This is a genomic window from Rhodococcus sp. H29-C3 (assembly GCF_030063405.1).
Lineage (GTDB): Bacteria > Actinomycetota > Actinomycetes > Mycobacteriales > Mycobacteriaceae > Rhodococcoides.
In genome coordinates this window covers 36,610-50,203 of sequence record NZ_JASITC010000013.1, presented here as the reverse complement: position 1 = coordinate 50,203, position 13,594 = coordinate 36,610, and the positions used below count along the sequence as shown (strand labels likewise).

The following is a 13,594-nucleotide window of genomic DNA, read 5'->3' as shown; positions in this document are numbered from 1 at the left end:
GAGCTGAAATACCCATTAGTGTCAGGAATTCTGACCAGGACGTGCCGATCGTTACCCGTTCGTGTCAAGACCAGCAAATACATGCATTGGTCAGGCATTTCGACGCACGCCAGCGGTCGTGGAACCCGAAGAAGCGACCCCAATGACCCGATGTGCAACCTGTGAGCGTGTTAAGTTTCGTCAACCGAAGAACATTCAAAGGGTCGGCAAATATGCGCGAAATCAGCCGCGCCGCTTCCCGCCGGGGAACTCATCGGCGGTAGTGGCCGCTGTATCCGTGTCGTTGCCGAACGGTGATCGGAAGGCCTCGCCACATGGCACGAACAGTGCTTCACGACATTTCGAACAGAAGGCTCGTCGCAACGCTTGCCGGAGTCTCACTGGCCGCCGCCTCGCTCGTCGGCTGCACGTCGACCGACTCCACCAGCAGCGAAGATCGACTTCAGTCCCTACAGGACAAGGGAACGATCACAGTCGGATTCGCGGGCGAGGCCCCGTACAGCTTCGAAGAGAACGGTCAGCTAACGGGCGCAACCGTCGCTCTGCACCGCGAGATCTTCGGCAACCTCGGTATCGACACCGTCGAAGGCGTCAACGCCGACTTCGGTGCACTCATTCCAGGCTTGCAGGCCAACAGATTCGATGTGGTCAGCGCCGGAATGTCGATTCTCCCCCAGCGCTGTGAGCAGGCAGCATTCGGAGACCCCGAATTCAATTACACGACGGCACTGATGGTCCCTGCTGGCAACCCGGCCAATCTGACGGACATGCAGTCGGTCAAGGACAGTGGCCTGAAGCTCTCGACGATGACCGGTGCAGTCGAGTCCGATTACGCGGCGGCTCTCGATATCCCGTCCACTCAGGTCGCCACCCCGCAGGACGGGATGGATGCTGTGACTTCTGGCCGCGCAGATGTCTTCGCACTCACCGCGATCTCACTGAACTGGATGAAGACGAACAATCCAGGCGCTCCAGTCGACGTCACCGAGTCCTTCGTTGCCGTCATCGATGGCAAGCCTCAGGTCGGCGCGGGCGCAACCGTGTTCCGGACCAATGACACCGAGCTGCTCGCCGCTTACAACGAAGAACTTGCGAAGATCACCTCCGACCCCGACAAGTACCTCTCCATCGTCGGCGAGTACGGATTCACGGCGGAAGAATTGCCCGACCCGTCGCTGACCACTGCGCAACTCTGCGAGGCGGACTCCTGATCGCAGGCCGAGTAATTCGATCGTGAAAGACAACATCGATACCTTCCTGGATTCGTGGCCACGAATCCAGGAAGGCATCACCACCACCGTTCTCCTGACGCTCGGCGGGGCGGCATTGGCCTTCGTTCTTGCCTTGATTCTCGGACTTGCCGCAGGCAGTCGACTCAAGTCGGTTCGAGCTCCCTCCCGTGTGGTCGTCGAATTCTTCCGCGGCACATCGCTTCTGGTCCAGTTGTTCTGGCTCTTCTACGTATTGCCACTGTTCGGCTACCAGCTGGATGCGACATTCTGTGCGATCCTGGCACTCGGTCTGAACTACGGCGCCTACGGCGCGGAAGTCGTCCGGGGTTCGATCGCAGCCGTTCCGGCACCGCAATGGGAAGCCGCGCTCGCCCTGAACTTCTCCTCGGCCCAACGGCTTCGCAGAGTTGTATTCCCACAGGCCTGGGTACAGATGCTCCCACCGCTGACGAACCTTCTGATTCAGCTACTCAAAGGCAGTGCTCTCGCGAGCTTCGTTCTCCTCCAAGATCTCACGTACCAGATCGAACAACTCAGGCGAGGCACCGGCGACACCCTTTTCGCCTTCGGAATCGGGCTCGTTCTGTACTTCATCATCGCCTACATCCTGACCTTGCTGATGAACGTTCTCGAAGTGCGCGCAAAGGGAAAGCTCGGCACCGGACCCTCGCTGCGTGAGGTGCTGAGCCTGAGGCCGGAAAACATCAACGAGAATGTGGGGGTGGGCCGATGAGCGTGGAATGGAGTTGGGAACGAGCATGGGACTCACTTCCTTACCTGCTCGAAGGATTCAAGATCACGGTCCTTGCTACCGTGATCGGGTTTTTCGTGGCAGCGGTCCTCGGACTGGTGATAGCTGTCGTACGCCACGCGGCACCCAAATTCGTGACGGTGCCGCTACGCATGATGTCGGAATTCATCCGGCTCACGCCTCTGGTGGTGCAACTGCTGTTCGCCTACTATCTGCTACCGCAATTCTCTGCGCTGCAGATCGGTATCGCCGTGCTCGGCATCCACTACTCGACCTACATGGCCGAGGTCTACCGAGCCGGCATCGATGCAGTGCCACCGGGCCAATGGGAAGCAGCGCGCGCATTGTCGCTTCCGACCACACGCACGTGGCGCGGCGTAGTGCTTCCCCAAGCAATTCGCATCACTATCCCGGCCCTGGGAAACTACGCAATCTCGATGTTCAAGGACACGCCGTTCTTGTTCGCGATCACCGTCGTCGAGATGGTCACAGCGGCTCAGCAATACGGAGCGCGAACCTTCCAATACTTGGAGCCGATCACGATGGCCGGTGTCATCTTCCTGATCGCGAGCTACCCGACGTCGATCCTCATCAGAAGACTGGAGAAGAGACTTGCCTACTGACGGCACGCAGACCATGATCTCGTTCGACAAGGTCGTCAAACAATTCGGCAGTCACGTCGTGTTGGACCACTTGGATTTTCGCGTCGCACGTGGCGAGCGCGTGGCACTGATCGGTCCCAGCGGATCAGGAAAGACCACGATCCTCCGCCTTCTCATGACTATCGAGAAAGTCAATGATGGCGTCATCTGGATCGAGGACCAGCCGCTGAGTCACCAGTACAAAGGTGACAAGCTCGTCGTCGCCTCCGAAAAACACCTCCGATCCGTGCGCACCAAGATCGGCATGGTGTTCCAACAATTCAATCTCTTCCCCAACATGACGGTGCTGGAAAACATCACCGAAGCACCGATTCACGTTCTCGGGAAGAGCAAAGCCGACGCGATCGCCCGGGCACGCGAACTACTCGAAACAGTGGGCCTCGCGGACAAGGAAAACAGTCATCCCACCAAGCTGTCGGGTGGTCAGCAACAGCGCGTCGCCATCGCCCGTGCACTCGCGATGGATCCTGACATTCTGCTCCTCGACGAGGTGACCTCGGCACTCGATCCCGAGCTGGTCGCCGACGTACTCGACGTGCTGCGCACCATCGCCGAAACAACGGACATCACGATGCTCATCGTGACCCACGAAATGGGCTTCGCACGTGACGTCGCGGATCGCGTACTCGTCTTCGACAACGGAAGAATCCTCGAAGAAGGCACCCCCGAGGACATCTTCACGAACCCGAAGCAGGAGCGAACAAAGGCATTTCTCAAGGCAGTGCTTTCCAACTGACGCAGCAGGGCTCTCGATGTGCTCGCGCGCATCAGGGAATCATCAACGCCGAGTGAATAATCGACCAAAGATCCATGGTGGGTCCACCGACACGCCTACCCTCGAAACATGAATTCCTCCGCGGAAGTTCCTGCCGGTTACAACACTCCCGTCCCTGACCGGATCATGACACCCGACAGCGTCGAGACACGGCTCGGGACCCTCGAGTTCACCGACGGATTCCCCAGCGACGAGACGGCGGCGAAGGTCTTCGATAATCTCGACTTCTCCCGTGCGGTGGAGGTGTTTTTGCAGTGCATCCCGGCGGCTTCGATGGAGGGCTTGCGCCGTGGCGCGATGGAAGTGGGTTGCGTTGCCGCCCACAAGGTCGCACTCGCTGACCAGTTGTTGGATTCCAACCCGCTGTTTTTAACGGGCAACACCGACACCGTCTACGCGTTGGCGATGCTCGATCTCGATCGCGACGGCCCGACCGTCGTCGAGATTCCGCCAGGTTGCGGGCCAGGCACCGTCAACGACGCCTGGTTCCGGTTCGTGACGGATATGGGCGCGCCCGGTCCCGACCGCGGGGCCGGCGGCAACTATCTACTGGTCCCCACCGGATACGCCGGTGAACGTCCTGACGGGTACCACGTGGCCGAGTCTCCGAGCAGCGTCAATCTGCTCGCGCTGCGTGGATTTCTCGTCGACGGCAAAACCGACGCAGCGAAAGCCATGTTCGAGGACGGGGTCAAGATCTATCCGTTGTCGGCTGCCGACGATAAACCGAAGATGGAGTTCACCTCGATCTCCGGCAAGACATTCAACACGATCCACGCCAACGATAGCGACTTCTACGAAGAGCTCGCAGCTGTGATCACGCGCGAGCCGATCGAGATGATCGATCCCGAGACTCGGGGCCTGCTCGCTTCAATCGGCATTCGCAAGGACCTGCCCTTCGATCCCGACGAGCGGATGCGAAGCATACTTCGCGACGGCGCTGCGGTCGGCAATGCCACCGCTCGCGCAATCTGCTTCAAGACGAGGGATCCTCGCGCGTACTACTACGCGGATAGGAAGTGGAAAACGGGCTTCGTGGGCGGCGACTATCGGTGGCTCGACGGCGATGGCCGAGGGGGACGCAACTTCGACGCACGGACGCTCTTTTTCTACCAGGCGACGCTGAATACGCCGGCGATGGCGCTGGAGATGGTCGGTGTCGGATCCCAGTACGCGGTCTCCGAGCACGACGCATCGGGTGAGTACCTGAGCGGGAGCAACACCTACCGGCTCACGCTTCCGGCGGGCATTCCAGCCAAGGATTTCTGGTCGCTGATCGTCTACGACCCGCAAACCCGCTCGGAGCTGCAGACTGGCCAGCCGTTTCCAAGCCGGAGCAGTGAGAGGAACAAGGACGAGCTCACGTACAACAGCGATGGCTCGATCGATCTGACCTTCGGTTCCCAGCCACCGAGTGAGCGCCGGGGCAACTGGATCGAGACGGTGCCCGGCAAAAGCTGGTACGCCATCCTTCGTTTGTACGGTCCCCTCGAGCCCTGGTTCGACAAGACCTGGGTCCCAAGCGATATCGAGCGTCTCTGATCGGTGACGGGCTCGCTCGCGGACAGGTAGGTTCGAGCACCATGAGCAGCCACACCGATACCTCGCTGTCCACCATTGCCCGCGCCGCGTACACGACGCTCGAGCCGTACCACCTCACCTCGTACTTCAATCCACAGCTGAAGTCGGCCGGTGAGGACACCGGCCTCGACGGCCACGCCTGGTACGTCGGTTCTCGGGCGGCACCGCTGGGTGAAACATCGGCAAGCGTCGTAGCGGCAGCGTTCTACAACTTCAACCCCGCGCTGATCGAACGGGTGTGGCCGCTCGCGGTTGCAGCAGGCTTGGAGAAGGTGGCGGATCGACGGTGGTCGATGCTCGACTCCGTTCTCGCCGACGCCCTCGGTTCGCTGGCCGGCGATTCCGAACTCGTCGAGCTGGCAAAGCGACTGCACGATGTCGGCGACACCGCAGTCTTCGCCGGACGCACTCTCTCGGCAGCATGGCACTCGGCTGCAGCTCCGGATGTTCCGCATCTCGAGCTCTGGCACGCCATCGCCGTCATCCGCGAGTGGCGGGGCGACGGGCATCTCGCAGCACTTGTCGACGCCGAGCTGAATCCAGCCGAAGCTGTGGTCTTCCATGAAGCCGTCCACCCCGACCCGAAAGCTCGCAAAGTGCTCGGCAAGCGGATCACTCAGCTGACCCGGCAATGGTCGGACGACGACTGGTCTGCGGCCGCCGACCGCCTCGAATCCCGAGGCTTGATCACGCGATCAGACAAGAACGAGGCTCTCACCGACGACGGGGTTGCACTCGATGCTCACGTCGAAGCCCGCACCGACGCGATGGCCTCGGCTATCTGGCGCAACGTTCCCGATGCCGAGGACCTGATCTCTCGAGTGCGGCCCTACGTCAAAGCAGTGATAGTCGCCGGGATTCTGCCGGGAACGAAAAAACGCGACAAGTAGCACAGATCGATCATCGGCCGAGTCGATCGTCGACCAGGTCTTTCGCGTCCTTCAGGCCGAGACCGGGATGATGCTCGCGAAGTAGTTTGATGGCCGGAATCCGACTGTCCGTCGCACTGATGGCAGCGAGGACATCATCTGCGGGCACCATCGACGGGTCGACAGGCTCGATCGGTGCCGAGGTGGGCCGGAGCCAGTCGAGCAGCAAAACCGCTGCGAAAACGGCAAAGGCGACCGCGTACCAGTTGCCGTTCGTCAGCCCGTCGAAGGCCAAGAACGCTACACAGAGCGCGACGACGGCCACAACGATGCGCTTGACGATCTTGCGCTGAGGGCTGGACACCCGTCGACCTTAGCAAGCGGTCAGGCGGGGCCGCCGGGCGAAAAATGGCTTCGGGAATTGAATCACTCCTACGCATGTTAGTTGAGTCGAAGACGCTCACCCCTTGTAGGAGGAACTCAATGCCGGCTTACTTTGGACCAGAAGGTCCTCGTCGCATCGATATCAGCCGTCTGATGAGCAGGTCCACCCAGTCCCTCATCGGCGACGCAGCAACTTTCGCAGCAGGTCGCGGCGACGCCGAGCTGGATGCGCTCCACGTTCTGCACGTCATGGCGCAGAACGACCCCATCCGCAGCCTGATGCAGCGCGCAGGTGCCCAGCCCGACGCCGTCGTCGACGCCGTCGAACTCCGCCTACCGCAGTCGCGCGCTCAGACACCTGCCAGTGCCACCGGCCTGAGCAGCACCCTCAAGACCGCCATCCTCGAGGCCCATCACATTGCCCAGACACTGGGCTCGACGTACATCGACCCCGAACATCTCTTCGTGTCCTTCGCAGCCGACCTCGAGCAGATCGCCGGTCGACTGCTCGCCTCGGAGGGCATCACACCCGAAGGGCTGCAGACAGCGCTCAAGGGTGGCTCGGTGGCTTCCGAATCGAACTCCGACACCCCGACGCTCGACAAGTACGGCGTCGACCTCACTCAACGCGCTCGCGACGGCGGGATAGACCCGGTCATCGGACGCACCGACGAGATTCAACAAACCATCGAAATACTCTCGCGTCGCACCAAGAACAATCCTGTTCTCGTCGGCGAAGCAGGCGTCGGTAAGACAGCCGTCGTCGAAGGGCTTGCACAACGCATCGTCGACGGCGACGTCCCGGATCGCCTGAGCGGCAAGCGGATCGTTCAACTCGACCTGTCGTCCATGGTGGCCGGCACTCGGTACCGCGGTGACTTCGAGGAACGCCTCACCAAGGTGATAGACGAAATCGTCGCGCACAAAGACGAACTCATCGTCTTCATCGACGAGGTGCACACGATCGCCGGAGCAGGCGGTGGCGCCGAAGGTGCCATGGACGCCGGAAACATCCTCAAGCCCAAGCTCGCTCGTGGTGAGCTGCACATCGTCGGCGCAACCACGCTCGACGAGTACCGCACCCATATCGAGAAAGATCCGGCGCTCGAACGCCGATTCCAACCCGTCACGGTTCCGGAGCCGAGCGTCGAGGACGCTGTTGCGATTCTGACCGGTCTACGAACCCGCTACGAAGAACACCACGGCGTCCGCTACACCGACGAGGCGATCACTGCTGCCGTCGAATTGTCCGATCGCTACATCGGCGACCGGTTCCTGCCGGACAAGGCGATCGATCTGATCGACCAGGCCGGTGCGCGCATGCAGTTGAGCACCCCGAGCATCGACAAGGAAGCGATCGAAAAGCAGCTTGCCGCTTTGGAAGTCGACAAGGGTAAGGCGATATCCGACGAGGACTACGAACGGGCGTCGCAGATCCGCGACGAAGCCGTGAAACTGCAGGGACGCCTGAACGGCACCAAGTCCGACGAAGACGTACCCGAGGTAACGGCGACCGACATCGCCTTCGTGGTTTCCCGTTCGACGGGTATCCCCGCGAGCCAGATGACGCAGGCGGAGAAGGAACGGCTGCGGTTGCTCGAATCGGAATTGCACGAGCGCGTCGTCGGACAGGACGAGGCCGTCAAGTCGATCTCACGTGCGGTGCGCCGCAGCCGGACCGGCATGAGCGACCCGAACCGGCCCGTCGGCAGCTTCTTGTTCCTCGGTCCGACCGGGGTCGGAAAGACCGAGCTGGCAAAGGCATTGGCCGCATCATTGTTCGGTGACGAGAAGAAGATGGTGCGTCTGGACATGAGCGAGTTCGGCGAACGCCACACCGTGAGCCGACTCGTCGGGGCCCCTCCCGGATACGTCGGTTACGGCGAGGCGGGGCAGCTCACCGAGCAGGTCCGGCGCAATCCGTATTCGGTAATTCTTCTCGACGAGATCGAGAAGGCACACCCGGACGTGTTCGACACGTTGCTACAGGTGCTCGACGACGGCCGTCTGACCGATGGCCAGGGTCGCACGGTCAACTTCCGCAACACCGTGGTGATCATGACCAGCAACTTGGGGTCGGAATTCATCTCCAGCAAGTCGGGCGGACTGGGCTTCACCACCGGCGCTCAAGACGAAAAGCCGATTCGCGATCGGGTGATGGGACGGCTACGGGAAGCGATGCGGCCCGAGTTCCTCAACCGCATCGACGAAATCGTCGTCTTCCGAAAGCTCGATACCGAACAGCTGCATACGATCACCGACCTGATGCTGCAGGACAGCCGAGAGCGTCTGTCGGCCAGGGGTATCGAGATCAAGTTCAGCGACGCGGCCGTCGACTGGCTCGCCTCGAACGGGCATCAGCCCGAGTTCGGTGCGCGTCCGTTGCGTCGGTCGATCCAACGTTCGCTGGACGACCGTATCGCCGATCTGCTGCTCGACGACGTTCTTGCCGAGGGCGGCTCGGTGTCGGTCGACGTCGCGGATGACGAATTAGCCCTGACCGTAGGTTGATTCCACTCCCCCTCCGGTGTTCGCATAGTCGGTCTACGCGAACACCGGAGGGTTTTTCTATTGACATATGTGGCTGTTTGTCTCATTGTCGATACATGTCGAGCATATTGTCCTCTGAGGCCTCGTACGTGCCGCCCTCCGGTGAGACGTGGCGCAACCCGTTCGGCATGTACGCGGCGCTGCGCGATCGCGATCCCGTGCACCATGTAGTGCCGGCTGGATCGCCCGATAACGACTACTGGGCACTCACCCGACACGCCGATGTATACGCCGCCGCCCGCGATCACGGGAGCTTCTCCTCGGCGGATGGCCTGACCACCCAGTACGGTGAGCTGGACCGAATCGGATTGCGCGACAACCCGCCGATGGTGATGCAGGACCCGCCGCAGCACACCGACTTTCGGCGCCTCGTCGCCCGCGGGTTCACTCCACGGCAGGTCAGTTCCGTCGAACCTCAGGTCCGCGAGTTCGTCGTCGAACGACTGGAAGGACTACGCGCGGCCGGCAGCGGAGATATCGTCACGGCACTGTTCAAACCGCTACCGAGCATGGTCGTCGCGCACTACCTGGGCGTCCCGGCCGAGGATCGCGACAGGTTCGACGGCTGGACCGACTCGATTGTCGCAGCTACCGCGACTGGCAACACCCTCGACGCAGCGACTGCCGTGGGTGACCTGATGGGCTACTTCGGCGCATTGATCGAACGCCGCCGAGCAGAGTCCGCGGCCGGACAAGCCGGTGACGACACCATTTCGCATCTGGTCGGCGCGGGGGTCGGCGCCGACGGAGACATCTCCGGGCTGCTGTCCATTCTCGGGTTCGCCTTCACCATGGTTACCGGCGGTAACGACACCACGACCGGGATGCTCGGTGGCGCTGTCCAATTGCTGACCCAGCGACTCGACCAGCGGGCGCTGTTGCTCGAGGACCCGTCTCGGATTCCTGACGCCATCGAGGAATTGCTACGCCTGACCTCACCGGTGCAGGGCTTGGCCCGCACCACCACGCGCGATGTCACCATCGAGGGCGTCACCATTCCAGCGGGACGTAAGGTACTACTGGTCTACGGGTCCGCAAATCGCGACTCGCGTGCCTACGGCCCCGATGCGGAGGAGTTCGACGTGCTGCGTGCTCCGCGTCAAATTTTGACCTTCAGCCACGGAGCCCACCATTGCCTCGGCGCAGCTGCCGCAAGAATGCAGGCCCGCGTCGCGCTCGAAGAACTACTGCTCCGGTATCCGGACTTCACCGTCGACATCGACGCCGTCGAATATGCACCCGGCAACTATGTGCGTCGGCCCACCCATGTGCCGTTCGCGGTCCACTGATGGCAGGTCCCGGCGCACCGATCTCGCCCTGGCTGCGCGACGAACGCACCGAGATCGCAGCAGAACGAATCCTCGACGCTGCCGCCGAGCTCTTCGTGGTTCGCGGCGTCGCGAACACCGGCATGGCCGAGATCGCGAAGGCTGCGGGATGTTCGCGGGCAACGCTGTACCGGTACTTCGAGAACCGTCGAGCACTGCACCTGGCCTTCGTACACCGTGAAGCTCGACGGTTGGGTGAGCGGCTCGGGAAGCAGGTCGCGGTCCTCGAGGACCCTCGACGACGCGTCGTCGAGGGAATCCTCGGCGCGCTTCGAGAGGTACGAGCGACACCGATCCTGGCTGCCTGGTTCGAGCTGAGCGATGCAGCCATCGCATCCGAAATCGCCAACACCTCCAAGGTGATCGAGGTGCTGGGCGCAGAATTGCTCGCCAACGCCGGAACCCTTGACCAGCAAGAGCTCTTCCGACGCTCCCGGTGGCTGGTTCGGGTGATCGTGTCGCTGCTTACCGTGCCCGGCGCCGACGAGGCCGAGGAGCGCGCCATGATCGAACAGTTCGTGGTGCCGGCCTTGCTGGCACCGTTCTGACCGCATCGCATCGCATCGCATCGAGGCACGGAAGGAGGGAGCAATCGTGAACCGGCAGTCCCAACAGGCTCTGTTCCTTCTCGCACTCACCTTCGTCCTGATAGCCACCGTCGGTGGTGGTGTCGCTTCGGCGCAGCCCACTTGGGGTCCCCTCGCCCCTGCCAACCCATACCTCGGGCCCGTCGGCACATCCACGATGCATGGCGATGCCGGCTCCTCCGACGCGACACATCTCGCCGGTCCCGGCGGACCGCTCACGGTGGACTCGCTGCCGTTGGCTGCCGCCTGCCCAACCCTGTTGGAAAGTTCCGACGGGATGGTTCTCGCGCTGTGCACCGCGATTGTCGACCAGAGACCGATCGTGCACCTGATCGACACCGCGGTACTCGGCACCGGTGCAGCTTATCTGGACGCTGACCATCGATCGGTCCGTCGACTTGACCGCGGCAATCCCCCACGGCGACAACGGGACCGGGCTCGTACCGGATTGGCAGGGCAACATCTGGTTCGCCACCGGCGACGGCCGAGTCGGGATCGTGGACGGCACCGACACCGTTGGAACCCTGCAACTACCCGCAGTCGAGCACGTCGCAAACAGCATCTCCAGCTCCACCAGCGGGGTTGCGGTAGCCACCACCCACGCGCTCTACCAACTCAGCATCGCCGACGGCGCTCCTGAGATCGATTGGCGTGCCCCTTACGATCGCGGCAGCTCTCGCAAACCCGGCCAACTGAGCTGGGGTACCGGTTCCACACCGACGTACTTCGGCCCGGCCACTGGAGCCGACTATCTGACCATCGTCGACAATGCCGACGATCAGGTCGAGCTGCAGGTATATCGAGCCTCGACCGGCGAGCTCGTGTGCTCGCAACCCGTCCTCACCACCGGAGGCCCGGGTAGCGAGAACTCACCGATCGGCTTCGGAAACTCGGTGTTCGTGGCGAGTACATATGGATACCCGTATCCCAGGGTGCCCGCGGACGCCGGCCCCGCGGTGCCGGCCACAGCACCCTTCACCGGAGGGATGACGCGGGTCGACCTCGGCGGCTCCGGTTGCCACACAGTGTGGGACAACGAAGTGCGTAGCGCCGCCGTGCCGCGCCTGTCCACAGCGGACGGCAACCTGTACACCGTGACCCGTCAGGTTCTTCCACTGTCGTCCGCCGCTACCTCGGTGTTGGACGGATACGAGTACACGGTGATCGATCCCATTACCGGTTCGGTCCTGGCCACTCAGCAGTTGCTGGGCTCGGTAGTGAACGACACGCTGCAGACGTCAGGACTCATCACTTCGAGGGGCGAGTACCTGCAGGGCACGCTCAGTGGGCTCATCAGGGTGCGCACCCTGTGAAGCATCACGACGTGATCGGAACGTGAAAGCATCCTCTCCCCCTCGTGACCAGCTGCGCGACGATTGGCATGCTCGAATTGGAACAACGAGACACCCACATCCTGTTGAATCGGGTATGACAACCTACAAAACTGTCAATCCTGCCAACGGCACGACCGTGAAGGAATTCGAGACCCTCGACACTGCCGGTGTCGAGCGTGCGCTCGCCGCTGCACACTCCGGCTACCTGACGTGGAGTAAGACGTCACCGAAACACCGCGCAGAGATCCTGCACAAGGTCGCCGACCTCTATACCGAACGAGCCGACGAGCTCGCGCGAAGCATTTCCGTCGAAATGGGCAAGCCACTCGCAGAAGCAAAGGGCGAGGTTCAGCTGTCCTCGGCCATCTACCAGTACTACGCCGACAACGGCCCGACTTTGCTCGAGGATGAGAAGCTCGACGTGCCTGGGGCGGAAGAGTCCGTCTTGCAGCGCAAGCCGATCGGTGCACTCATCGGCGTCATGCCGTGGAACTTTCCGTATTACCAGGTTGCTCGCTTCGCCGGGCCGAACTTGATGGTCGGCAACACGATTCTGCTCAAGCATGCACCGAACTGTCCGCAGTCGGCTCTGCTGATGGAGGAAATTTTTCAGCAAGCCGGACTACCCGCAGACGCATACATCAACATCTTCGCGAGCAATGAGCAGATCGCAGACATGATCGCCGACCCCAGGGTCCAGGGCGTGTCCCTCACCGGCAGCGAGCGCGCAGGAACTTCTGTTGCGGAAACAGCCGGCCGCAACCTCAAGAAGGTCGTCCTCGAACTCGGCGGATCCGATGTCTTCATCCTCCTCGACTCCGATGACATGGACTCCACCGTCGCATCGGCTACCCGCGCGCGGCTGTCCAATGCCGGACAGGCCTGCAACGCCGCCAAGCGCATCATTGTCACCGAGCAGTACTTCGACGAGTTCGTCACCAAACTGACCGCATCGTTCGCGGCCACGAAGACCGGCGATCCGTTGGACGAGAACACCACGATGGGCCCATTGTCCTCGCAGACCGCTGCCGACAACCTCATCGAGCAGATCGACGACGCTGTCGACAAGGGAGCCACCTTGCTCACCGGCGGCAAGAAAATCGATGGCCCCGGCGCATATGTCGAGCCGACTCTCCTGACCGATGTCACCCCGGATATGCGTGCGTACAGCGAAGAGCTGTTCGGGCCTGCGGGCGTGATCTACAAGGTCAAGAACGCCGAGGAGGCAATCGAACTGGCTAATTCATCCGCGTACGGCCTGAGCGGGTCGGTCTGGAGCACCGATCTCGACAATGCTCGAACGGTGGCAGAGCAACTCGATGTGGGCATGGCCTTTGTCAACGAGCACGGCACCACGCTCCCCGGCCTCCCGTTCGGCGGCGTCAAGCGTTCGGGTGTCGGCCGCGAACTGGGCCCCTGGGGCATGGACGAGTTCGTGAACAAGAAGCTCGTTCGCGTCTCCAAGAAGTAAACCGCCGATCGAAAAGGCCGCGCCGAGGAAGCATTCCGGGCGCGGCCTTTCGCGTGTGTAGACCCACATA

Annotated in this window: 12 protein-coding genes; 11 read left to right on the top strand and 1 reads right to left on the bottom strand. The window is 62.0% G+C overall.

Annotation, left to right across the window (positions count from 1 at the left end; translation table 11 throughout):
* The first annotated feature begins 314 nt into the window (after positions 1-314).
* The 6 genes from QMK32_RS20905 to QMK32_RS20880 all read left to right on the top strand — a co-directional run bounded on the left by QMK32_RS20905 (position 315) and on the right by QMK32_RS20880 (position 5,891).
* A complete protein-coding gene (locus tag QMK32_RS20905) occupies positions 315-1,211 on the top strand; it encodes an ectoine/hydroxyectoine ABC transporter substrate-binding protein EhuB (RefSeq protein ID WP_283477200.1) in 897 nt (298 codons plus the stop codon).
* A 22-nt stretch (positions 1,212-1,233) separates the two neighbouring features.
* A complete protein-coding gene (gene ehuC / locus QMK32_RS20900) occupies positions 1,234-1,965 on the top strand; it encodes an ectoine/hydroxyectoine ABC transporter permease subunit EhuC (protein WP_283477199.1) in 732 nt (243 codons plus the stop codon).
* Complete coding sequence (gene ehuD, locus QMK32_RS20895; protein WP_283477198.1) at positions 1,962-2,606, top strand: ectoine/hydroxyectoine ABC transporter permease subunit EhuD; 645 nt, start codon at positions 1,962-1,964, stop codon at positions 2,604-2,606. The genes ehuC and ehuD overlap by 4 nt, the downstream gene beginning before the upstream one ends.
* 13 nt (positions 2,607-2,619) lie before the next feature.
* The gene (gene ehuA, locus QMK32_RS20890) at positions 2,620-3,381 is read left to right on the top strand and encodes an ectoine/hydroxyectoine ABC transporter ATP-binding protein EhuA (RefSeq protein ID WP_283477279.1); all 762 of its coding nucleotides are present in this window, start codon (positions 2,620-2,622) and stop codon (positions 3,379-3,381) included.
* 108 nt (positions 3,382-3,489) lie between these two features.
* Complete coding sequence (locus QMK32_RS20885) at positions 3,490-4,962, top strand: DUF1254 domain-containing protein (protein ID WP_283477197.1); 1,473 nt, start codon at positions 3,490-3,492, stop codon at positions 4,960-4,962.
* A gap of 41 nt (positions 4,963-5,003) precedes the next feature.
* Entirely contained in the window at positions 5,004-5,891 is an 888-nt protein-coding gene (locus QMK32_RS20880; protein WP_283477196.1) for an SCO6745 family protein, read from the top strand.
* Between the two features lie 10 nt (positions 5,892-5,901).
* Here QMK32_RS20880 and QMK32_RS20875 read toward each other — a convergent pair whose 3' ends face one another.
* The gene (locus QMK32_RS20875) at positions 5,902-6,234 is read right to left on the bottom strand and encodes a ribosomal protein L7/L12 (RefSeq protein WP_283477195.1); all 333 of its coding nucleotides are present in this window, start codon (positions 6,232-6,234) and stop codon (positions 5,902-5,904) included.
* Between the two features lie 119 nt (positions 6,235-6,353).
* On the opposite strand from QMK32_RS20875, the gene QMK32_RS20870 reads away from it, so the two are divergent.
* The 5 genes from QMK32_RS20870 (at position 6,354) to QMK32_RS20850 (ending at position 13,524) form a co-directional block, all read left to right on the top strand.
* On the top strand, positions 6,354-8,765 hold the full coding sequence (locus QMK32_RS20870) for an ATP-dependent Clp protease ATP-binding subunit (protein ID WP_283477194.1): 2,412 nt from the start codon (positions 6,354-6,356) through the stop codon (positions 8,763-8,765).
* A gap of 95 nt (positions 8,766-8,860) precedes the next feature.
* Positions 8,861-10,093 carry a cytochrome P450 gene (locus QMK32_RS20865; protein WP_283477193.1) on the top strand — a complete coding sequence of 411 codons (1,233 nt, stop codon included), beginning with the start codon at positions 8,861-8,863 and terminating at the stop codon, positions 10,091-10,093.
* The gene (locus QMK32_RS20860) at positions 10,093-10,680 is read left to right on the top strand and encodes a TetR/AcrR family transcriptional regulator (protein WP_283477192.1); all 588 of its coding nucleotides are present in this window, start codon (positions 10,093-10,095) and stop codon (positions 10,678-10,680) included. Before QMK32_RS20865 ends, QMK32_RS20860 begins: the two co-directional genes overlap by 1 nt.
* 395 nt (positions 10,681-11,075) lie before the next feature.
* Positions 11,076-12,032 (top strand): hypothetical protein, encoded by a 957-nt coding sequence (locus QMK32_RS20855; RefSeq protein WP_283477191.1) that lies wholly within the window; start codon positions 11,076-11,078, stop codon positions 12,030-12,032.
* A 115-nt stretch (positions 12,033-12,147) separates the two neighbouring features.
* Positions 12,148-13,524, top strand: a complete 1,377-nt coding sequence (locus QMK32_RS20850; RefSeq protein ID WP_269306403.1) for an NAD-dependent succinate-semialdehyde dehydrogenase — start codon at positions 12,148-12,150, stop codon at positions 13,522-13,524.
* Positions 13,525-13,594 lie beyond the last annotated feature (70 nt).

What these genes read in the sequence shown, in the direction of transcription:
- QMK32_RS20885 (WP_283477197.1), top strand. Translation starts at nt 3,490, where the DNA reads ATGAATTCCTCCGCGGAAGTTCCTGCCGGTTACAACACTCCCGTCCCT.
- ehuA (WP_283477279.1), top strand. Translation starts at nt 2,620, where the DNA reads ATGATCTCGTTCGACAAGGTCGTCAAACAATTCGGCAGTCACGTCGTG.
- QMK32_RS20880 (WP_283477196.1), top strand. Translation starts at nt 5,004, where the DNA reads ATGAGCAGCCACACCGATACCTCGCTGTCCACCATTGCCCGCGCCGCG.
- QMK32_RS20905 (WP_283477200.1), top strand. Translation starts at nt 315, where the DNA reads ATGGCACGAACAGTGCTTCACGACATTTCGAACAGAAGGCTCGTCGCA.
- QMK32_RS20850 (WP_269306403.1), top strand. Translation starts at nt 12,148, where the DNA reads ATGACAACCTACAAAACTGTCAATCCTGCCAACGGCACGACCGTGAAG.
- ehuD (WP_283477198.1), top strand. Translation starts at nt 1,962, where the DNA reads ATGAGCGTGGAATGGAGTTGGGAACGAGCATGGGACTCACTTCCTTAC.
- QMK32_RS20860 (WP_283477192.1), top strand. Translation starts at nt 10,093, where the DNA reads ATGGCAGGTCCCGGCGCACCGATCTCGCCCTGGCTGCGCGACGAACGC.
- QMK32_RS20865 (WP_283477193.1), top strand. Translation starts at nt 8,861, where the DNA reads ATGTCGAGCATATTGTCCTCTGAGGCCTCGTACGTGCCGCCCTCCGGT.
- QMK32_RS20870 (WP_283477194.1), top strand. Translation starts at nt 6,354, where the DNA reads ATGCCGGCTTACTTTGGACCAGAAGGTCCTCGTCGCATCGATATCAGC.